Annotated in this window: 23 protein-coding genes and 1 pseudogene; 10 read left to right on the forward strand and 14 right to left on the reverse strand. The window is 31.1% G+C overall.

From position 1 onward, the window contains the following. The first annotated feature begins 10 nt into the window (after window positions 1-10). The 3 genes from SIB75_RS05910 to SIB75_RS05920 are packed head-to-tail and all read left to right on the forward strand — an operon-like array spanning window position 11 to window position 2,029. Window positions 11-658 (forward strand): hypothetical protein, encoded by a 648-nt coding sequence (locus SIB75_RS05910; protein WP_413684699.1) that lies wholly within the window; start codon window positions 11-13, stop codon window positions 656-658. Between the two features lie 33 nt (window positions 659-691). Further along, window positions 692-1,804 carry an FAD-dependent monooxygenase gene (locus SIB75_RS05915; RefSeq protein ID WP_413684700.1) on the forward strand — a complete coding sequence of 371 codons (1,113 nt, stop codon included), beginning with the start codon at window positions 692-694 and terminating at the stop codon, window positions 1,802-1,804. Between the two features lie 15 nt (window positions 1,805-1,819). Further along, complete coding sequence (locus SIB75_RS05920) at window positions 1,820-2,029, forward strand: DUF2949 domain-containing protein (RefSeq protein WP_413684701.1); 210 nt, start codon at window positions 1,820-1,822, stop codon at window positions 2,027-2,029. Here SIB75_RS05920 and SIB75_RS05925 read toward each other — a convergent pair. Then, window positions 2,026-2,528: pseudogene (locus SIB75_RS05925) on the reverse strand (adenine phosphoribosyltransferase). The gene SIB75_RS05920 and the pseudogene SIB75_RS05925 sit on opposite strands and share 4 nt — an antisense overlap. Window positions 2,529-2,630: 102 nt before the next feature. On the opposite strand from SIB75_RS05925, the gene SIB75_RS05930 reads away from it, so the two are divergent. The 4 genes from SIB75_RS05930 (at window position 2,631) to SIB75_RS05945 (ending at window position 5,011) form a co-directional block, all read left to right on the forward strand. Continuing rightward, window positions 2,631-3,227, forward strand: coding sequence for a DUF3038 domain-containing protein (locus SIB75_RS05930; RefSeq protein ID WP_413684702.1), 597 nt, complete (start codon window positions 2,631-2,633; stop codon window positions 3,225-3,227). A 6-nt stretch (window positions 3,228-3,233) separates the two neighbouring features. After that, window positions 3,234-3,842, forward strand: coding sequence for a DUF4335 domain-containing protein (locus SIB75_RS05935; protein ID WP_413684703.1), 609 nt, complete (start codon window positions 3,234-3,236; stop codon window positions 3,840-3,842). 156 nt (window positions 3,843-3,998) lie between these two features. Further along, a complete protein-coding gene (locus tag SIB75_RS05940; RefSeq protein ID WP_413684704.1) occupies window positions 3,999-4,649 on the forward strand; it encodes an SAM-dependent methyltransferase in 651 nt (216 codons plus the stop codon). A 53-nt stretch (window positions 4,650-4,702) separates the two neighbouring features. Then, complete coding sequence (locus SIB75_RS05945; protein ID WP_413684705.1) at window positions 4,703-5,011, forward strand: thioredoxin family protein; 309 nt, start codon at window positions 4,703-4,705, stop codon at window positions 5,009-5,011. Between the two features lie 8 nt (window positions 5,012-5,019). Here the strand turns inward: SIB75_RS05945 and SIB75_RS05950 are convergent, their stop codons facing one another. The 3 genes from SIB75_RS05950 to SIB75_RS05960 all read right to left on the reverse strand — a co-directional run bounded on the left by SIB75_RS05950 (window position 5,020) and on the right by SIB75_RS05960 (window position 9,559). Next, entirely contained in the window at window positions 5,020-5,268 is a 249-nt protein-coding gene (locus tag SIB75_RS05950; protein ID WP_413684706.1) for a hypothetical protein, read from the reverse strand. A gap of 28 nt (window positions 5,269-5,296) precedes the next feature. Further along, window positions 5,297-8,803 carry a transcription-repair coupling factor gene (gene mfd / locus SIB75_RS05955; protein WP_413684708.1) on the reverse strand — a complete coding sequence of 1,169 codons (3,507 nt, stop codon included), beginning with the start codon at window positions 8,801-8,803 and terminating at the stop codon, window positions 5,297-5,299. Between the two features lie 63 nt (window positions 8,804-8,866). Then, a complete protein-coding gene (locus SIB75_RS05960) occupies window positions 8,867-9,559 on the reverse strand; it encodes a hypothetical protein (RefSeq protein WP_413684709.1) in 693 nt (230 codons plus the stop codon). Between the two features lie 86 nt (window positions 9,560-9,645). Between SIB75_RS05960 and SIB75_RS05965 the strand changes: the two genes are divergently transcribed. After that, a complete protein-coding gene (locus SIB75_RS05965; RefSeq protein WP_413684710.1) occupies window positions 9,646-10,368 on the forward strand; it encodes a TerC family protein in 723 nt (240 codons plus the stop codon). On the opposite strand, the gene fmt is transcribed toward SIB75_RS05965, so the two are convergent. The 9 genes from fmt to SIB75_RS06010 all read right to left on the reverse strand — a co-directional run bounded on the left by fmt (window position 10,365) and on the right by SIB75_RS06010 (window position 19,091). Next, window positions 10,365-11,375 carry a methionyl-tRNA formyltransferase gene (gene fmt / locus SIB75_RS05970; protein ID WP_413684712.1) on the reverse strand — a complete coding sequence of 337 codons (1,011 nt, stop codon included), beginning with the start codon at window positions 11,373-11,375 and terminating at the stop codon, window positions 10,365-10,367. The genes SIB75_RS05965 and fmt overlap by 4 nt on opposite strands. Further along, window positions 11,372-12,760, reverse strand: a complete 1,389-nt coding sequence (locus SIB75_RS05975) for a TldD/PmbA family protein (RefSeq protein ID WP_413684714.1) — start codon at window positions 12,758-12,760, stop codon at window positions 11,372-11,374. The genes fmt and SIB75_RS05975 overlap by 4 nt, the downstream gene beginning before the upstream one ends. A 2-nt stretch (window positions 12,761-12,762) precedes the next feature. Next, window positions 12,763-14,172, reverse strand: a complete 1,410-nt coding sequence (locus tag SIB75_RS05980; protein ID WP_413684805.1) for a TldD/PmbA family protein — start codon at window positions 14,170-14,172, stop codon at window positions 12,763-12,765. Window positions 14,173-14,340: 168 nt separating this feature from the next. Beyond that, entirely contained in the window at window positions 14,341-14,820 is a 480-nt protein-coding gene (locus SIB75_RS05985; RefSeq protein ID WP_413684715.1) for a DUF2996 domain-containing protein, read from the reverse strand. Window positions 14,821-14,892: 72 nt separating this feature from the next. After that, window positions 14,893-15,438 carry a hypothetical protein gene (locus tag SIB75_RS05990; RefSeq protein WP_413684717.1) on the reverse strand — a complete coding sequence of 182 codons (546 nt, stop codon included), beginning with the start codon at window positions 15,436-15,438 and terminating at the stop codon, window positions 14,893-14,895. After that, on the reverse strand, window positions 15,435-16,043 hold the full coding sequence (locus tag SIB75_RS05995; protein ID WP_413684719.1) for a flavin prenyltransferase UbiX: 609 nt from the start codon (window positions 16,041-16,043) through the stop codon (window positions 15,435-15,437). The genes SIB75_RS05990 and SIB75_RS05995 overlap by 4 nt, the downstream gene beginning before the upstream one ends. Continuing rightward, window positions 16,044-18,350, reverse strand: coding sequence for an RNB domain-containing ribonuclease (locus SIB75_RS06000; protein WP_413684721.1), 2,307 nt, complete (start codon window positions 18,348-18,350; stop codon window positions 16,044-16,046). It abuts the gene before it with no gap. An 83-nt stretch (window positions 18,351-18,433) separates the two neighbouring features. After that, a complete protein-coding gene (locus SIB75_RS06005; protein ID WP_413390485.1) occupies window positions 18,434-18,727 on the reverse strand; it encodes a TMEM165/GDT1 family protein in 294 nt (97 codons plus the stop codon). 16 nt (window positions 18,728-18,743) lie between these two features. Beyond that, a complete protein-coding gene (locus SIB75_RS06010; protein WP_413684723.1) occupies window positions 18,744-19,091 on the reverse strand; it encodes a TMEM165/GDT1 family protein in 348 nt (115 codons plus the stop codon). Between the two features lie 304 nt (window positions 19,092-19,395). On the opposite strand from SIB75_RS06010, the gene psb30 reads away from it, so the two are divergent. Continuing rightward, on the forward strand, window positions 19,396-19,479 hold the full coding sequence (gene psb30 / locus SIB75_RS06015; RefSeq protein ID WP_071813363.1) for a photosystem II reaction center protein Ycf12/Psb30: 84 nt from the start codon (window positions 19,396-19,398) through the stop codon (window positions 19,477-19,479). A 4-nt stretch (window positions 19,480-19,483) separates the two neighbouring features. Here psb30 and recJ read toward each other — a convergent pair whose 3' ends face one another. After that, window positions 19,484-21,373, reverse strand: coding sequence for a single-stranded-DNA-specific exonuclease RecJ (recJ, locus tag SIB75_RS06020; RefSeq protein ID WP_413684725.1), 1,890 nt, complete (start codon window positions 21,371-21,373; stop codon window positions 19,484-19,486). A 61-nt stretch (window positions 21,374-21,434) separates the two neighbouring features. Here recJ and SIB75_RS06025 point away from each other — a divergent pair, with 61 nt between their 5' ends. After that, complete coding sequence (locus tag SIB75_RS06025) at window positions 21,435-22,181, forward strand: HAD-IA family hydrolase (RefSeq protein WP_413684727.1); 747 nt, start codon at window positions 21,435-21,437, stop codon at window positions 22,179-22,181.

A 22,181-nucleotide genomic window follows, 5' to 3' on the forward strand; every position in this document is an offset into this window, starting at 1 on the left:
ATAACTACAAATGTTATTTCCTATTAAGCAAAATGAGATAAATAAATTGATCCCTTCTGTAGCAACAGGGAATCAATTTAACTCTGCTTTGGGTAATCCTCAGAAGGTTTTTCAACGGATTATGATTTCAGCAATTGGAGGGGTAATAACTCTACTTATCAGCCAAAGTCAAGTCACAAGTCAGTTTTATTCTTTGTGGTTGGTTTTAGGTGTAATTTTTATTTTATATATTTTGTGGGGACCAATTCTTGAAGCCAGTAGAAAAAATTCAAAGTTTAAAAGTTTCTCTTTCTCAGCTTTAGTTGATGGTTATATTTCTGATGTTTATGTAGAAGATAGGGTAGAGAATCAACAGGAACAAGCAAATAAAGATGGAAGGTTAGAGGTGTTAGAGAAGAAACGAACATTTGTCGTTTTAGATATAGAAGATGAAGATGGATTTATAGGTAATATAAGTTTCCCTTTAAAGAATAGGTTCAACATCCTTACTAAAGGAATGAGAATTAACTGTGTTGTTTTTAGTAATAGAAGAGATTTTGACAGGATTGAAGAAATAAGTGATGCCTGGTGCCCAGAGATAAATTTATGGGTAGGTTCTTATCCTTATCTTCTTCGTCCTGCATTTGAGGAATTTGTTAATAGGAAAATCTTAAGATAATTATTATCTGTAATAACTGATATAATAATCTTTATGAATATAGCAATTATTGGCTCTGGATTAACTGGATCATTGGCAGCAATATCATTAGCAAATGCTGGCGCTAGAGTTGATCTATATGAAAGATTATCTGATGAAGAACTTATAAATAGAGATCGAACTTACGCTATTACACATTCCTCTAGAAAGATATTAGAGAAAATTGGAATATGGCCATATTTAGTTTCTCATCTTTGTGCTTTTCAATATCTTAATGTCATCGATAATGAAACAAATAACAATTTTCAATTCCTTGTTAATGATTTAAATAATACTGAGCAAAAATATTTGGCTGTTGGATGGATTGCAGAACATAGAAAAATTATGTCTTCAATATTGGAATTTATATCAGATATAGATAATATCAATAAAATTCCTACATCTGTTATACCTAATACAAATAATTACGACTTAATTGTTGCTGCTGATGGATCAAGTTCAACTACAAAAAAGAAGCTTAAAACTCCATCTTTTAATTTTAATTATGATCAAATATGTATTACTGCTAAAGTGTTAGTAAGAGGTGTAAATTCCAATGAAGCCTTTGAAATATTAAACTCTGAAGGTCCCTTTGCTGTTTTACCTCTAGGCGGGGACTTGTTTCAAATTATCTGTAGTCAGTCAATTGAAAAAGGCAAATATAATATGGGTTTATCAAAATCTTTATTTTTAGATTATTTATCAACAATACTTCCCTATGGTATTGAGCCAGATACTATTATCGATGAACCTTGCTCCTTTCCTATCAACTTTATTTTTAATTATTCATTTTTTTCAGGCAAATATATTTTTATAGGAGAAACTGCTCACAAAGTACATCCTGTAGGTGGTCAAGGCTTAAATCTATGCTGGAGAGATGTTGATTCCTTATCAAAAATAATTTCAGTACCTTTATTAAAAAATAATCATTCATTTATTCCAGTAATATATTCACTATCAAGATTTGTTGATGTTTTATCTATATCTATTTTAACTGATATTTTAGTAAGATATTCTAGATGTAATTTTGAAATATGTAAGCTACCAAAAAGATTTATTTTCTATATTTTAAAAAAATCTACTATCATACGAAAATTTATACTTAATATTATGACTAATGGATTTTAATTGTATTATATATAAATGACAAGTAAAATGAATCTTATTCATCCGCCCTCGGATGAATTATGTAACTTTATTATCGATAAACTTGGTGTAAGTCAAAGTGCATTGGAATTAGGAATTAAAAGATGTTCTTTGGAAAACTCTCCATTACCTATTGTCATGTGGAGTTATGGACTGATCACAATCTCTCAACTAAATATAATACTTTTGTGGTTAAAAGATAACTAATATTTGATTATACTTTTTACAAATGCATTAGCTTCTAATTTATTTCTTCCTTTAAGTTTAGTTAATTCTACGAGAAAAGCGTATGCAATTAAATTAGCTTCAGCTTTCTTATCAATTTACCTGTGGCTTCTGCAGTTCCTGCTGTAGCAAGCAAATCATCTACTAGCATAACTATAACTCTACTATCTTTTTCTATTGAATTCTGTTGGATTTCTAATCTGTCTTCACCATACTCAAGCTTATAATTAAACACCTATTACTTCTACTGGTAGTTTATTGGGTTTTCTGATTTGAATAAAACCCACCTCAACTTTAAATGCTAATGCAGATGCTGTAATAAATCCCCTTGATTCTATACCAGCTATATAATCTGGTTTTGTAGTAAATATTAGCTTTTGTAGAAGCAACATTAATTCATTCCATATCTTTGGCTCTTTATATAGGGTGTTTAGGTCTTTTAGACTATCCCTTCTTTTGGAAAATCTTTTATTTCATTTATATATTTCTAATATTTTTCCATTATTTACAAATACTGGTGTGCAATTTTATAAAACTAACAATAAAGCTAGCCAATCTTCAAACTGCTGTCATTATTTAAAGTATGAATAAATCCAATTTAGTTGCTTCGCAAAATGAATACCTCAATACTGGCTCAAATAATCTTGATAAAACCGCTTCCAAGATTTTTGATAATTGTGTAATAGCAAATGATGCTCCGAAAAAAATTGATTTTTTGCTTTTAGTTATTGAAACACTTCAAATCAATGCAACCGACTCCCTTTTATTAAAGGCTAAAAAAATTGGCTTGTCTGATGAATTTTCTAACAGAGTTCTGTTTTGGAAAATGAGATGTTCTAACCCTTTTAGGAATACATATTCATTTTCATCTCTATCTTTTGAACAAATTGATTCCCTTGTTGAACTAATTTCATCTATGTCAGAAAATCTCTATCCCCTTATTAGGCAATTACTTTCCTCAAAAGAATCTAAGACACTTAATGAAGAGAGATGGACTTTATTTTCTAAACGTCTGAAATCACTTATTCGCGAAAGGATGAATATTCAACGTAGTTATATTGCCTCATTACTAAGTGATGATAATAATCAATTTTTTAGAGAGTTATTAGTCATACTCTCTCTATCCTGTGGGAAAGGAGGAGCTAATCGCTTAAAGGCATCTTTATATCACCAATCATAAAATTAAATGATTAACTTATCTTATAGATTTGATCAAAATTCTACTTCCCTAGAACTTGCTGGCATGCCTGATGTTTCTAATGGAGACACAAAAGATACTATTGGTATCATTTCTTCATGGACATTGAAAATAATTGGATCCCCTCAACTTGAAGGAGAGAAAGAACATCTTGATAATTTAATGCAAGCAATACTTCAATACTCAAGATCTTATATTTCTGGAATTCAAAAAACATTTATTTCTAATAATAAAATTGTGAAAATATCTCCTTTCGGTATTAGTCATAAATTATTACTTAATAGTACAAAGAAAGATGTTAAGCCACTAGAAATAATTTTAGATGACTCTGAATTATCAGACCTAACACGATGTCTAGATCTTTTAATTTTTGATCCTAGATTTAATATTAAATGGGATATCAATAAGGAAAGACCCTTTAGCAAGAAATATATACGAAGTAGTTCGATTAATTCAAGCAAGAAGTCCAATTTTTTTTATGCTCTTATTATATTTCTATTTACTAATACTTTATTGGTATTTATTCCAACAAATAATAAATTAGACTTAAGAGAAAGTGTCAATTCTACAGAGGTGTTATCTAATAAAACTAAATAACATATTATTATTTAACTTTCCAATGTATTTTTCTTTTATATTTATCAATTAAAAATCAATATAGTCAATTCCTTAGATTTTCTATATTTTTATAACGTGATCAAATACCTCAAATAAATTAACAATGTTCTAATATTAATAAAAAATTTAATTTAGATGAAACTTTCAATTAATGATAGAGAGAAAATGGATATTGCCGATGATCAAATATTTTATCAACAACCGAGATATGTTCATCACCTTAGCGATTCCTTCAGAACTCGACTTACCAACTTGTACTCAGAGTATCTACTCAAGCATCACGTAATTCTAGATTTAATGAGTAGTTGGGTAAGCCATTTACCGTCAAATATTAGATATAAAAAAGTTATTGGTCATGGGATGAATGAAGCTGAATTAGGTTCTAATAAAAGACTTGACAAGTTTTGGGTCCAAAATTTAAATATGAAACAAAATATGCCAATTGAAGATTCATCTATTGATGCTGGTTTGATCGTTGCAGGATGGCAATATCTTCAATATCCTGAAAAAGTTTCATTAGAACTATCTAGAATTATCAAATCTGATTCATTTTTGATAATCTCCTTCACTAATCGAGCATTCTGGACCAAAGCTCCAAACATCTGGACATATTCTTCAGAGGAAAAACGAATTAAATATGTAACTAGTGTCCTTATATCTAATGGATGGAGAATTGAAAAAATATTAAATGAAAAAACTCATGATAAAAAGCTTTTTGGGTTTTACTCATCTGAGAGTGATCCTTTTTTTTCAGTTATTGCAAGAAACAATAAGTCTAATTACTGAAATAGTTTTTATTAATACTTATATTTACTATAAGTTCATAATAGATTATTTTTATGTCCTGTTCTCTAATTAAATTTAGTTCTGAGGATTGTGGAACTTGTCACAGGATGAGCTTCTTTGATTCTAAAGTTGCGACTGAATTAGGTCTAGAATTTATTAGCGTAAAACTACAAGATACAGTGGTTTATAGAAAATATAGACCAATATTATTAAAGCAATATCCTACCAAAGAAGGTATGGGCTGGCCGACTTATCTATTAGTTAATGATCCTGAGGGAGAATTTGAAATTATTGGTGAGATTAAAGGAGGTATTGCTAAGGGTGATTTTAGAGAGAGACTTTCAAACCTAATACCTAATTGATGCTCCAATTAATTGACTGGTTGCATCAAACCACCACTTCCAGAGTCGGAATCATCATCGTCGTTTCCGGCGTCTACAGTCAAAAGTGTATACACCCCTAAAGCTAAAAGACTTATCATTCCGCTAAAAAGACTAAGCCCATACTGGTTTGAACTAATTTCTATTACTTCACCCAAGGTAACAATACTCAAATTTTGGTGACTATAGCAATCTTTTTCTTTTAATAAATTTTGTTCAACCAATTGATTAATTGACATTCCTATTTTTCTGAATTGAGTATTTGATTTATTGGGCGTTTATTTCTGAATTCATTAGCTTTAGCCATTCTGTTAGTTGGTCTAGAAGTTTATCGCTATCCAAGATTCCGAGACCTCGAATGGTCACAGTTGAACACCTATCCCCTTTCTTGTAAATAAATCTTCCATGTAGATGATTAGCCAAACCTTTTCTTAGTAACTTGAAGGCGGGCTCATCCATCATTGTCTCAAGCTCAACATTTGGTTTAGATAACTTAATTCTTGAGAAGCCACACTTTTTAGCGATTATTTTTAGTTTCATTACTTCTATTAAGGATTCAACTGCTTTTGGTAATGTTCCATATCTATCAACCAAGTTGCTAGCAAATTGAACCAACGAATCATTGTTTTCACATTGTGTGGCTAATCTATAAGCATTTATTTTTTCATCTGGATCAGTTATCCAATCTCCAGGTATAAAAGCTGTAACAGGTAGATCTATTTGAGTATCGTCAACAGTAGGAATGTCTTGCCCTTGTATTTCAGCAATAGATTCATGCAATAGTTCCATATACAAATCAAATCCTATTGTTTCCATTTGTCCGCTTTGTTCAATACCTAAGATATTTCCAACGCCTCTAATTTCCATGTCCCTCATGGCTAACTGATAACCACTGCCCAAATCACTAAATTCTTTTATAGCCTTTAAGCGTTGTCTTGAAGTCTCATTTAATTTCTCATCGCTTGGATAAAATAACCAAGCATGAGCTTGTACTCCACTACGACCTACTCTGCCTCTCAATTGGTAAAGTTGAGATAAACCGAATTTGTGAGAATCTTCAATTAAAATAGTATTTACTCTAGGAATATCTAATCCACTTTCTACAATAGTTGTACAAAGCAAAATATCTGCTTCTCCTGCATTAAATGCCAGCATTGCATTCTCTAATGCACCCTCCTCCATTTGACCATGTGCAATCAATAATTTGACATTTGGAATCATTATTTTTAATTTTTCTGCTACATCTTCTATCCCTTTTATTCGAGGAACAATGTAAAATATTTGGCCACCTCTATCAATCTCTTGTGAAATAGCACTTCTTATTATTTCATTATCGAGTGGTGCTAAGTGAGTTTTAATTGGCCTACGTAGAGGAGGAGGTGTTGTTATTAAACTCATTTCGCGGACACCAGAGAGACTCATATAGAGAGTTCTTGGAATTGGTGTCGCTGACAGGGTTAATACATCAACACTTTTTTTTAACTCCTTTATTTTCTCTTTTTGATTAACTCCAAAACGTTGTTCTTCATCTATAACTAGAAGTCCCAAATCCTTATAAACTAATCTTTTATTCAAGAGCTGATGTGTACCAACAACAGCATCAATTTGTCCATCTTTTAGCCCACTAACTATTTGTTTCTTTTCACTACTTGTTTTAAATCTATTGAGTAAAGAAACTTTTATAGGATATGGGGCAAATCTATCAGAAATAGTTCTCCAATGTTGCTGAGACAATACTGTAGTTGGTGCTAATAAAGCTATTTGTTTTCCTGAGGTAATAGCCTTAAATATTGCTCGTATTGCTACTTCTGTCTTCCCAAATCCAACGTCGCCGCAAACTAATCTATCCATAGGCTTTTCACTTTCCATATCAGATTTGACTTGAGATGTAGCTTTTGCCTGATCAGGTGTAAGTACATATGGAAATGAGTCTTCTAATTCGTTTTGCCATGGACCATCACTTGGATATTTGTACCCTTTTTCTTTACTTCTTTCTGCATATAACTTAATTAAGTCAATAGCAACTTTCTTAACTGATTTCTTTGCCTTTTCCTTGATTTTGTTCCAATTGGCTCCTCCTAATTTACTAATAGTAGGAGTTTTTGAATTTGAACTTCTATATCTACCTAAACTACCAAGTTGATCGGCTGCAACACTTAGTTTTCCGTCCATGTATTTTATTACCAAGTAATCTCTTGACTCACCATTAACATTTAATTTTTCAATTTTCTGAAATAAACCAATACCATGATTTCTATGAACAACATAATCGCCAGGTTTCATCTTATTAGGATCGATCTTTTTACTTTGTGATTGTTTTCTTCTTCTTACATAACCAGTAGTAGATATATTTTGTTGTCCGAAAAATTCTTTATCTGTTAATAGAGCAATTTTCCAGGCTGGAAGATAAAACCCTTCAATTTCTCCCTCATTTTTATTTTTAATAGCTACTGGTATATGGTCTTCTATAATATTTTTAATAGCATTAAGATCATTATTATTAGGTATAAATCTTGAGATACATTCATGTTCTTCTAACAAAGAAACTGCTCGGCTAGGTTGTGCTGATATTATCCATATAGAATATTTATCTTGTATATAATCTTTTAACGATAAACTTATTTTTCCGTATTGATTAGGTTGCCATTTATGAACTTTGCTTGAAATACTAAAGACATTAGTTTTCTTTGTAGTGTCCTCTAAATCTGTTATATCAATTCCTTTATAATTATTTAGTGAAACATATATACCATTAATATCATTATGTAGATTAGGTTTAAATATATTCTTTATTGATTCAATATCTTTTACACTAGAAATAATATCTGTATAATTTTCGTTAACGATATTATACCAAGCATTTCCATGAGCTATACCTTGAAGCCTCTCATCAACTACAATAAATGTATTATCATCTAAGTAATCTAATAATGATGAAGGCTTATCAAATGCAACTCCTAAATATTTCTTTGCTGATTCCAATTTGTTTGAATTAACTAATTCAGAGAAGTCATCATCATTAAATAAACTAGACATATCATTGTTATTAATTGATTTAAGCTTATTTATGATTAGTGGATCAAATCCTGTGGGTGTTATACATACATTGTTGATTTGATCCAATGATCTTTGCGAAATTGGATCAAATTCTTTAATCTTGTCTAAATGATCACCAAATAACTCTAATCTAATTGGAAGTTCACTACTAACAGGGTAAATATCAATGATATCTCCACGTCTTGTCCATGTTCCTTCCTGCTCTATATTATTAGACTTTATATATCCACATTCACTCAATTTTAATGATAATTCACTAAGATTTAATTCATCACCTACGCTCAATTTTATGCACTTTGCTTTAAGATAGTCAAACGGTGGAAGGTGTGGTTGTAATGATCTTTCGGTTGCAATTATTGCAATATTCTCATCATCTTTTAATTCCAATATATCGCTTAGTACTTGTAATTGACCCCAAATGATTTCGGAGGTCACCTGTGTAGTGTCATATGGCGAGACTTCACTTGTTGGATATAAACATGTCTTAGTCCACCCACAATCTTTTACAAGGGGATACCATCTAGTGGCGTCCTCTAAAGTTGGGACAATAACTAATAATCTATTGGATTCCTTTTTGGCAAGCGAAGTTGTGATTAATGCCTTTGCTGTCCGTGACGCGCCTGTTATTATTAATCTTTCTTCTCTATTTGTTCTTTCAATCAACTCAGTTGTTAAATGATGCTTTTCTAAATACTTTGCTATTGACTCTAAAGACACTACTCTTTTTTACCTATTTATCTTCAAATAACCTTAACATTTTAATTGTCGTCTTGAGAAGGCTTAATGGGCTAGATTTTGATTTCGAATCAATTTTAGTTTCTCAACAAATGATACTAATTGTGTTTCACTAAGTTCCTTTCTAGTTAAAACATTAAACTCTTTTTGTAGAAATTCTCGTCCCTGTTTATGATCCCATGATAAATCTCTAAGTATAATGTCAGACTCTTCTATTAAAGTATTAAGATTCCCATTTGCTACTTTTAATGGATTTTGGATATCAGTCTTTTTTAATAGACTTAGATACTTCACTATATCAGTATAGTTAGTTATTTTATTTCGATTATTATAACCTAATGTTTTTTCAAGGTAATTTATTTCATCATCTCTAGACCATTTTAGCCGTTCAATCTCTGCATCTATCGCTGTTAATTCCCTACTCCAATCACTTGGCTCATGATTGATATTAATGTTCTCAACCTTATCTCTTTTAGGTAATTTAGTCTTTTCACTATTAGGAAGTTCAATTTTCATTGGAGTTATGCTTTTATGTTCGTTAGAAGTATTAATACTCGCCTCTTCTTTTGTTACTACATTAATCCTTTTATTTAGTCTTGATATTGCTTTATCTTCTGCTTCTTCTACTGTTGTCCCTTCTGCTAGAGCACTTCCTAAATTCCTGCCATTAAGCCAACCATTTACTTGAACAACAGATTTATTTTCAGATATGTGGCAGAGCTTTGATTCGATTCTCATAACCCTTATGACTTAGCACTGAATAGAATAATTAGAGTTAACATATACCAAACAGCCATTATAAATAACTTTTTTTCTTTAATTTAATGGATTCAGCATCTCTCAGATCCTTAACTCCTTTACTGGATGGTATCGACAGATGGGTTGAACTGGCTCCTCTGTTGCCTGTTCTCGTCTCCTTAGAGCTTGTATTATCAGCTGATAACGCTGTTGCTCTTGCCTCAATAACTAAAAATCTAAACAATATTGATCTACAAAGAAAAGCACTCAATATAGGTATTTTTATAGCTTTATTATTAAGAATAATAGTAATTCTTACAGCTCAATTTTTCTTAAATTTTTGGCCAGTTAAGCTTATCGGTGGAATTTATTTGATTTCTCTTTCAATTTCTAAGTTTATATCATTAAACAGCAATGATACTAATATTGAGAGCAACGATAACATTGACAAATCTAATATTTCATTATTAAAGGTTATCCTTTTATTGTCAGTAACTGATTTGGCTTTTTCTATAGATAGCATTACAGCAGCTGTTGCAATAAGTGATCAATTTCTTTTGGTTATAACTGGAGCGATTATCGGAGTTATCGCATTACGTTTTACCTCTGGACTATTTATCAAATGGCTGGAGATATATATTAATTTAGAAAAAGCTGGTTATATTGCAGTTGGACTTATCGGCACAAAGTTAATTATTCAATTAATTTTATATGAATTAGTTATACCTGAATATTTATTCTTCTTGGTAATGTTATGTCTTTTCCTTTGGGGATTTTCAAAGAAAGATACTCTTATTAATAATGTTTAGGCACCAAATTTATTATTTATCTTCAGATTTGATTGGATAGATAGCGTATAACTGTCTGTTGTCTTTTTACCTTCTAACTGTGCATATTTAATTAGAATTGGATAATCATTTGTCATAATCTTTATGCCAGTTTTTTTATTTATCATAATTATTTCGCCAGCTCTACAATGTTGTCTTGATTTATTTTTTATATCTTGATTTTCTTTAGATTGATTATTATCGCAAGATAAGCTGGCTTCTAAAATCTTAATTCTTTTAGAATTGTAAAATGTATATGCATTTGGGTATAGTCCCTGAATTTTCTTTATTATCTTTCTTGCATCTTGATTCCAATCTATTAAATTGTCTTCTTTTGTTATTTGTCTAGCATAGCTTGGACTACCTTTTAACTTTGTCTGGTCTATTGCATTCAATTGTTTGAGTCTTGTTGATTTGTTTAATCCTTTGGTGAGCTTTATTCTTTCGAGTGATCTAAGTAAAAGTTTTGATGATATGTTCGATAGTCTATTAGTAAGTATCTCAAGATTATCTGAATCTTGTATAGCGGTTGATTCTTGTTCAATTACTGGTCCTGTATCTAAGCCTTCTTCCATTGACATAATACATATTCCTGTCTTTGCATCATCATTAATTATGCTCCATTGAATTGGTGCAGCTCCTCTCCATACTGGTAGTAAGGAAGCGTGACTATTCCAGCATCCCAGTTTTGGCTGATCTAAGATTTCTTTAGGAAGAATTTGACCAAACGCTACAACTACATAAACATCAGCTTTCAATTTAGTAAGTATTTCCTGTGTATTTTTATCCTTACTAATAGATTGTGTTGTAAAAACAGGTATACCTAAATCAATTGCTGCTTCTTTGACTGGGGATGGCGACAATTTCTTACCACGACCACGCTTTCTATCTGGTTGCGTGATTACTGCGACTACTTCTTGTCCTGCGTTAACTATATTTATTAAATTTTTAGCAGCATACTGGGGAGTTCCCCAAAAAACTATCTTCACGCCTCTCCAGTTATTGATACGTTCTCAACCCAAACATGAGGGCTAATTCCTTGGTGGGTAACGAACTGCTTATTTTCAATTTTCACAATACTTTTTAACACTTTTAAGATATCTCCAGCAACAGTAGCAGCTTCAATTGATGTCTTCTTGCCGTCATTAACTATCCAACCATCAAAGGGTAAAGAGAATGAACCTTGGCTAGCTTTTACTCCTGAATGAATGGCAGATAATTCATCTATTAAAATATACTCTTTGTGTGTATCTTTAACACTTAGACTTTCATCTTTATCAACTTCAGATTCACTTTTACTTACAACTAGCCAATCGGGAGAGACAGATACCTTAGCACCTAATCCAGCATGACCAGTGGGTTTAACACCAAATCTTCTTGCAGTTGCCTCTGAATGAAGTAAATTACTTAATATACCATTTGAGACCAATTTTATATTTTGTGTTGGAGTTCCTTCACCATCAAAACTAAACGCTCCTACGTTTTCAGGGTGGAGACCATCATCGCTAATATTTAGATTAGAAACTGAAATTTGATTACCAATTGAATCTTCATTCATCAAACTTAGGCCATCAATAATAGATCGTGCATTAAACATTGAACTAAATGCACTTATTAATTGGAGAAACGCCTCAGGAGTAAAACAAATTAGATACTTTTTTGTTTCTATAGCTCTATAATTTAGGTGACTAATTAACTTGTCAGATGTTTCCTTGATACATGATTGTATATCAAGTTCTTCTAAATTTGAATTAATTCTAATACCACCTGCACTTCTTGGCTTTTTGTTTTCTTCCTCGGCTTTTGCATACAAATATATTGAAGATTGTGAAAGTTTCATATGTCTAGTAGCACCGTCACTGTTGATATAAATCCTTTCAATATAACTTTCATTCAATCCATTATATGGAACAGAATCTATTGACTGATGAGTATCAATTAATTGTTTTTCCGCTATTTTTAGAATACTAAGTAACTCATCAATTGTATGAGACTCCGAGATCTCGGAGTTGATTTGTTCTAATTCTGTCTTGGCTAAAGGAGAAAACTCCGGGGATTCATTTGCATTACCATAAAGGCTTGCTTTAATTGCTCCTATCATTGCTTTATTAATGCCTTCACTAGTTAAGTCAGAAGTACTAGTTATACCAACTTGATTATTTTTATTCCATACTCTTAATGTAATAGAATTTCTTTGAGAACCTTTAAGCTGTTTAGCATTACCTTTTTGTACTTGAACTGAAATATCATTACTTGATGATGCTCCCATATCCCATTTTTTAATTTCTAGCTGATTGCTATATCTTTTCAAAAGGTTAGTAAATACTACAGGGTCTAATACCAATCTCTTTTTATTAGTAATTGAATTGTTCATTACTATCTACCTCCTACAGTTATAGAATCGACTTTTATATGTGGTTGCCCGACAGTAACGTTCACACTTCCACTTACAGAGCCACAAAACCCAGCTGCAAGATCTAAATCATTCGCACACATAGATATTCTTGGTAGGATTTCTTTAGCTTCACCTATCAATGTTGCTCCCTTGACTGGTGAATCAAGTTTGCCATTCTTTATTAAATAACCTTCCTCAACAGAGAAGTTAAATTGCCCAGTTGGACCTACGCTACCGCCGCCCATAGATTTACAATAAAGTCCATTATCAACACTTCTTAATAATTCTTCAGGAGTATTATCGCCCTGCTTAATGTATGTATTTCTCATACGGCTTGCTGCTGCGAATGAGAAATTTTGCCTCCTTCCACTACCAGTCCTGGGATGTCCTGTTCTTAAAAAACCTGCTCTATCTGAAAGAAATCTTTTTAATATACCATTTTCAATTAGTACAGTTTTTTGTGGTTCCATTCCTTCGTCATCCATAGATAATGAGCCAAAAGCATAATTTGAAAGACCTTCATCTACAGCACTAACAGCCTTATGGGCAATTTGTTTGTTTATAGAGTCATGAAATGGAGATGTTCCTCTTTCTAATTGAGTTGTTTCTAAAAGATGACCACATGCTTCATGGAAGATGACTCCTCCAAATTTATTAGCAAGTACAACGGGCATTTGACCTGCTTCAACATAATCTGCATAGAGCATTTTCTGAGCACTTTCATTTAATTCAGAAGCACTTTTTTCAATGTTCCAATTTCTTAAATCGTCGGGATTACCAGAACTTCCATATCTTCTTGCAGAAGTTGATCTGTTTTTATCTTGTTGCGCTATTACGTTAATACCAACGGTTTGATGAAGACGGATGTCTCTAGCAAATACACCATCTGAAGCAGCGACGATAACTTCTTGCCAACTTCTTGAATAACTCGCTCTTCTTACTTGTAGATTCCTATTTTTATTTGCAAGTAATTTTGTGGCTTCAAGTAGTTTGACTGTGGACTCATCAAGATCAGGTGATTGATCTAGCCAATCATTCTTATTACTACCAAAATCCCTCAGATCTAATAAGCCTTCAAATGTATCAATATTTTTTGATCCTGTTCCTAGACCTAGCATTCCTAATGCTTGATTGAGAGCAAAAAGAAGACCAGCTTTTGAAAGATCGTTTGTGCTAACGAAACCGTCTTTTTTACCTAGAAATACCCTAATTCCTGCTCCAATTCCAAGAGAAGGACTTACGCTTGAAATATCGTCTTGTTCAGCTAAAAGTGATATGTTGTCTGATTTTTCAAGAAAAATTTCTACAAGGTCAGCTCCTGCGGATTTGCCAAGAGACAATAATTCTTCTATTTGCGGTTTTAATGTTTCGTCAAAAGTATGAAATAGCAAATTTTCATTTGTCTTAGTAAGTAATGAGTTAGTCAAAATCTTTTTTCTTATTATGGCATTTGAATGCCATAACTGCGAATATGAATATTAAGAAGAAAGCTTTATTGTTATTATTTAAAAATATATTTATAAAATGATTGGAGATAACTTTCTTTTAGAGAAAACAATTCAATTCGCACCAATCCATTTTTGTCCATTTAATCTTTGAAGAACCCTAGAAATCAATAAAGGCAAGGTAGTTTTCTTTTCATCAATTAGGAATGATTCAACAATACTTGGATCTGAATTTGACTCGGCTAATAATATGGTTTTATCAGAGGTTATTACTTCTTTATTAAAACAAAGCCAAAATCGTCTTTGTTCTGATATTTCACAAAAAACCATCCAACATTTACCTCCTACTACTGGTCTTATACCATCTATTAGTTTTATATTTAGAACGGAAACACCTGTCTGTTCTATAGATGTTTTTAAACCAGGAATAAAATGTTTAATTATAAACTCTTCGAAGGGTTTATCTTCAACTTTAGGCGGCTTGACAGGTTTTTTGGGAATTGGCGTACCTTCTACGTTGGACCCAGATGTTGATTCAACATTAGTTACTTTATTTATAGATTCGATTTTGTTGGTTGGCTTTTTGTTTTCCATTTTTTTACTTTAGCAAATGTATAAAGCTGTTTGTAAAGTTATTTTTGATTGAAAATATAGTTTAAATTTATTTTACCAGTTTTTAAAAGAATCATCATTCCAGTCAGATGAAATATTTCTATCTTGGTTAAAAGAATCATTTGCTTCACTCTCTTCTATATATGGTTCTTGTATCTCATTTAAGTTATTGTTTTGGATATTGTAATCATTTTTATAATTTGTGTTGTATCTTTCTGTTTTACCAATTACTCTAAATTTAGCATCCATTGTAGGTAATGGATCATTAATTTCCCTCTCTATTAATATATTTTCGGTGTAATCATTGTAATTTGTATCAGTGTATTCTACTGTTTCATCTTTGTTAATTTCTTTTTTGTACTTTATAGCCTTGTTGGACTTTGATCTGATTGTTTTTGCCAGGCTTGTAGTTAATATATAGGAGAATATAAATCCTGTTCCAGTTGAAATTGCAAGATATGAACCTAATGATAATGATGGAGTATCCCAAATTAATATTTTTAATTTAGTATTTTCTTTTTGATTACTAAAATTTAAAATTGCAATTAAAGTAAATGTTGAAAGAAAAGGAATTATCTTTATTAAATAATTTAATTTCATTTATCAGGGCCTTCCCATCTTTTAATATAATTTAAATCTTCACCAAGAGAATCAAATAATCTAACTACTATAAAATCAATAATATCTTCAATTGTTTGAGGATTTGTATACCAGGCGGGAATTGGAGGAACAATTAATGCACCAGCAGTAGCTAAACGTTTTATGTTCTCTATATGAATTAAATTTAATGGAGATTCCCTTGGAGAAATAATTAAAGGCCTATTTTCCTTTAAGTGAACGTCGGCACATCTTTCAATTAGGTCTAATGAAAAACCAGAGGCTATTCTGCCCAATGTTCCCATTGAACATGGAACTATTACCATACCCCTGGTTTTGTGACTTCCGCTGGCAATTGAGGCTGAATGATCATTCCATCTATAGCAAGTCAATTTACCTGATTTGACTCCAAGCTTAGTTCTCCAATAATCAGCTTGAGCTCTTGGTTCTACTGGAATATTTATGTTTCTTTCGCTTTTTGCTACTTCATATGCACCTTTACTCAGAATTAAATCTACAGATCGACAGTTTTCTAATAATATTTGAATTGATCGCTCACCTAATTGAAGAGCCGAAGCACCTGTAATTGCTAATACTATACTGGACATTTAACTTAAATTGTCTGAATCATTGTCAATACTAATATCATTAGTTTTGATTGATTCTTTATCTTCGTCTTTAACAAGCTCTAAATCAATTTGATTTTTAAGTATGTCAACCTTTAAAACCTTGACATTTACTTTTTGTGCTAGTTGATAAGTCTTTTTATATTTTCTTCCAACTAAAAGATTTTGTCTAGATCTATATTCGTACCAATCATCACCCAATGTGCTTACATGGACTAATCCTTCTGAAGTTAAATCGTCTATCTCAGCAAAAAAACCGTAACTTTGAACTCCAGTAATAATAGCTTCTACTTCTTTTCCAATAATTCTCTGAGCTTCTCTACACTGAGCAATTGAAATAATATTGTTTCTAAATGATTTAGATTTTTTTCTTATTTCATTTAAAGCTTGAATTAAATTTATATTTGAGTGAGTAATAATGTTTTCTTCAATTTTAGAAGGAAATATATCCCAATTAACTTCTTTCCAACTATCTTTTTTACCTAATTCTATAATGTGCTTACTTCTGCTTGAAGGCTTGTTTTTACCATCATTTAAAAGTGAGGTTAAAATAAATTGGTTAAACACATTCCAATAATTTAGAGTTGGGCAACACCATGGAGATTCAATATTAGATGTATTTATATTGTCATCCAGGTTATTCTCTGAATGAAAATTCTCTTTATATAGTTTCAGATGAATTCCCGGAATGATATGTTTAATAAGCTTATGCAATATTTTCTTTTGATTACTTGATTCAAATGAGCTTATTACTTGTGATATTGTTATGTTACCATCTATATTAACGTTTATATTATTGTCTAATGCTAATGCTGATTTTGTTAAATCATTAATTGAAGTTGTATCTATTTGTTCACGCTCTTTGTAAATAAAAGGTAATTTATATCCAATTAAATGCTTTGCGAGAATATTATTAGAAAGCCTAACATAAACATCAACAATTGATTGTGAATCACAAATGTCATAAGTCTTAGACCATCCATGAAAGTCTCGACCTGGAATTGCTTTTTTTAACTCACTTAATCTCTCTAAATTAGGAATCTGTTCATCCAATTTTATACTAGTTATATTGTTATTATTGATTAGTTTTGAAGAATGAATGATAGTATAGATTACCTCTAGATTATCTTTTAGAGGTTTAAGTGCAATTGGAATAGACTTCGATGTTACTTTTCTATTATTGATAGCTTTGAGATGCTTGGGTGTAATAATCTTTACTGGACAAATAATACTAGTTGTAAATTTCCAATCAGTTATATTTCCATTACTATTTATATCTATCATTAATGAAATTGCCTCATTTACTTCATTTAGTTTAAATTCTGATGCTGATCTAAGCGATTCACTTAGAAAGTCTAGCCAATTGTTTCCTAAGCAGATAGCTTCACCTCTATCTTTAAGAAATTGATCTAATTTTCCTCCCATATTAATTCTTTCTGAAACTGTAGGGGAGTGAATCCAAATCCTTGTACCTCCTTCATTTGGTTGTGCAAATAATGCTGGTAAAGACGGAGAATTTGATGATTCCCAACTTTCGAACAATAATGATGGTTGAGTCGTTAAGTCTTCTCTTCCTTTTAGATTAATTTTTTTAGGAGCAACTTTTGGTGCAATAATATTTCTAGAAATATTATTCTTAGAAAGTAATAATTCTATGTCACCTTCTTCACCGGCATTAATCGATAACTCTCTAATAATTGAACCTTTTGCATTAAATTGAGCAATTGGGTAATTACTTATTTTTATTTCATATACTAGATCTTTTTCTTCCTGTATTTTTTTATTATCAAAGCCATTTTCTAAATCAATAATTACAGGTATTCTGTCATCCAACGGATAAGCCTTTACTTCTCCTGTTGATTTATTTGACTCTAACTTTGCTAGCAAAGTATCATTATATCTATGTAAAATACATTGAATAGATCCTTCAGGTGCTCTCCTTTTTACTGCGGGCTTTGTGATTAATACAATTACAGAATCACCATGCCAAGCATTATTCAAATTATCTTCTCTAATGTAAATATCTTCGCCTTGATCATCTCTAACAACAAAACAATAACCTTTGCTGCTACATCGGATTCTACCTTTTATGAAACCAAGCCCATTGTTAACAGTAAGTTTTTCATCATTTATATACTGAACTATGCCAAGCTTTGAAAGAGCTTTAATAGCTATATGTAAATTATCTCTATCTAGTTTTTTTGTTAGTTTCAAGGACTTTTCAAGCTTGGATACCTCTAATCCATCATCTCTCTCAAGACTTTCTAGTATTTTTAAAACTGATGTCATAATCACAGTGGCTGATTAATAAAAGTTCATTTGATTTAAGTCTTTAGAGTCAAAGACTATATATGTTTAAAAGATTTTGATTACTAGCTATCACTAGTAGAATCTTTTCTGCTTTCAGCTAAAAGTTTTATTCCTATAATTAAGAATACTATTCCAGAAAGCAGTTTGAGTAAGAATGCAGGGATTAGATTAGCAATAGAACCACCTGCTAAAGCTCCTAAAAGCGTAGCTAATATAAGTGCTACTGACGATCCAATAAATACTGCTAATGGTTTATTAGTTGTACTACTTAAAGTTATTGTTGTTAATTGAGTTTTATCACCCATTTCAGCTAGAAATACAGTGACAAAAGTTGTAAAAAGAAGCGTTATAAGCATTAAATTAGTTTAAATTCTAATTTTGTATAAAGTCAACAAAACCTTGCGATACTAGGTACAAGCCCAAACTTAACATAATTATTCCTGAAAGTACTGTAAATCTTTGTCTTGGTAAGTTATTTGCAATCCATCTCCCAATAAGAACTCCGAGAAGGCTTGTCGAGATAAGAGCAAGTGCTGCACCTATGAAAATAATCAGGGGTCTACCAGACTGCGCAGAAAGCAATAATGTCGCAAGTTGTGTCTTGTCTCCTAATTCGGCAAGGAAAATAGTACTAAAAGTAGTAATTAATATACTAAAAAAGTTTGTACCATCCTTAGATTCGTTCATTTCTATTTGAGAATTTGAATTAGGCTGACCCATTACTTCCAATTAAGTGATGCAATCCTTTTTTTTTATTTTTATACATCAATTATATGATATATAAAACCTTAAAATGATCAATAATCAATTATCTGACTATTATTAAACGATTTTTCAATAATCATAAATTAAATAATCTCATCTAAAATAAAACAGTATCAATGAATATTGTGGATAGTTCTTGGCTAGACCAAAATATTTAAGCAAATCTAAAATAAATTGATGTGATTAAAATCAATAATTTTTAATTATTGTAAAGTTAAGCCAGTTTATTTAGTAAGATAATTCAAGTTTTTAAATCAACATGGGAAACCTATTGCCTCTAGTAGCTGTCTTTCTTGCAGGACCAGCAATAATCGCATTGATCTTCTACAGAAGAGGTGTTTAAGGCTTTAAGCAGCCTTGCCAAGGGCAATCTCGGCAAATGACAGAATCTTTTTAGCAAAATCTGATTCATTATTATCTATATTCTCAGTATTTTTAGAATAGTCTGACCTAATAGACTCTCCTTTAGTGTTTGTTATTAATATCTCCTTTTTATCTGTTAATTGACATTTATAAAAACGATTATGTAATTTTAATTCAACAATTTTTGTATGATTTTTCATATCAACAATATTTAGTTGAATTTTATTTATTTTTTTCCACCTATTCATTTCAATATAAAATGCAATATCAATTAAATCATTTTTTTTTAATTTTGTAGTTTCATTCCATTTAACAGCAATTATTGATGAGCTACCATCGTCTAAAGTCATTTTTATATGTCCACCATTAAGGTGATAAATATCTATAATTCTGCATTTCCTTGTCCAGAAAATTGGAGCAGGATTCATAATTCCAAAAGGACCAATCAAACATAATTGTCGATAAAAATCATGATTAATATCAGCAAGACGTACGTATGCATCTGGTTTTATTGATTTATCTAAATCAATATTTCTAAATTCTCTTATTGCAATTTTATTTAGATTTTCAGAAAGTTCATTTATATTATCCTCTTTAATTGAAAATCCCGCAGCTGCGGAGTGACCACCATGACTTATTAGAAGATCTTTACATTCGTCTAATGCCTTATTCACCTTTAATCTGTTATTAGATCTTATTGATCCTCGGAAGTTACCATCATTTGCAATTGCGAGTATTGCTGTAGGTAGATTAAACTTATCAACAATTCGTGCGGCTACTATTCCAATAATACCTGGATGCCACTTTCTTTTCGAGAGTACTAGAAATTTCCTATTTTCGTTATATTGACATTGAGCTATTTCATGCGCTTCTTGCTCTATTAAAGTTGTAAGTCTTTTTCTTTCTCTATGCATGGAAAAACACTCTTCTATAAGCTTGTCAATACATTTTGTAGAATCATTTGTAAGAAGATCAATTATAAGTTTTGGGTCACCAATTCTACCGACAGCATTAATCAATGGAGCTATCTTATAACCTATATCTTCTGTTGTTATAACTTCTTTATCGATGGATAGCTTTTTCATAATCGAAATAAAACCTTTATTTTTAGTGCTATTTATTTTTGGTAAACACTCTTTCAGCCACTTTCTATTTGCTCCTTTTAGGGGAGCCATATCTGCTACAGTACCAATAATGAAAAAAACATTTGCTGTTGTTTTATTAATATCATAATTCAATTTATTACATATATTTTTAGCTAGAAGATATGCAATTCCAACACCAGCCAAATACTTGTAAGGGGAATTAACAGGTGTTCTTTCAGGGTGTATTAGCGAAAAAAAATCTAATTTTATATTAGGTATTTTATGATGGTCAGTTATAATTAAATCTATACCTAACTTAGATGATTTTTTTATAGCATCAATTGAAGAAATTCCGTTGTCTACAGTAATAATCAACTTTACTTGTTTATCGTGAATTTTATTAATCATATTTATATTCAGTCCATATCCCTCATCCTGTCTTGATGGAATAAACGGTTCTGCTTTAGCACCTAGTTGGGATAATAACTCAATTAAAAGGACAGTACTAGTTATACCATCAGCATCATAATCACCGCATATAGCAATTTTTTCTTTTTTGCTACAAGCTTCAATTATTCTTTGACTTGCTTTCTCTAAATCATTGAAATGATCTTCCGGATTTGGGAGTTGCGTTGGTGTTAAGTAATCCTCTAATGCATTATTTAAATCAATCCCTCTTCTAATTAATACTTTCTGCAAAGTGTAGTTTAAAGTGCAATGTTCTATTTCTTCTTCATTTATTGGTTTAGGTAATATCCATCTTGAAATTTGATTATTAACTGTTTTCAAAAGCTTAACCTAGATTGATTCCTTGCTAATCAGAATTATATTTGTTTTATTCAGAAATAACATGCATAAGTTAAAAGCAGTCTTTTGGGATGTTGATGGTACTTTGGCCGACACTGAAATGTGTGGACATAGATTGGCTTTTAACTTAGCCTTTAAAGATTTTGATTTGGACTGGAACTGGAATGAGAGCAAATATTTAGAGCTTTTAAAAACATCAGGAGGCTTAAAACGAATAATTCACTATCGAAACGAAATAAACAGCAGTCTTAGTGAGGATCAATGTTCCAAAATTCAAGAGAGAAAGCGCTTCCATTACAAGAACTTAATTCATTCTGGAAAAATCAAAGTTAGAGAGGGGGTTCTGAGACTAATCAATGAACTTTCAAGCTTTAAGGTAGAGCAGTTTATTGTTACGACAAGTGGTCGAGATTCCCTAGAACCTTTTTTAAAAACCTCATTAAGTTCACAATTAAATTTTTTTTCAGGAATAGTTACGTATGAAGATGTAAGTAAACACAAACCCTCTCCAGATGCTTATAAATTAGCACTTCAATTAAGCAATAAATCTGTTAAAAATTGCATAGCCATTGAGGACTCTATAATTGGTGTTGAGGCAGCCAAGGCTGCAAACCTTAATTGCCTAATGACATTACCTCCCTGGTCAAGTTCAAACAAATATATTTCTAAAAAAGCAAATGCATGTGTTACTAGCCTTGGAAATATCAATAAACCGTCAAAAATAATTTATGGAAAAGCTTCAATTAGTAATCTTGTAGATTTTGAATATTTGACAGCTTTAATTAATTGA

This window comes from Prochlorococcus sp. MIT 1011, assembly GCF_047305235.1.
Classification (GTDB): Bacteria; Cyanobacteriota; Cyanobacteriia; order PCC-6307; family Cyanobiaceae; genus Prochlorococcus_B.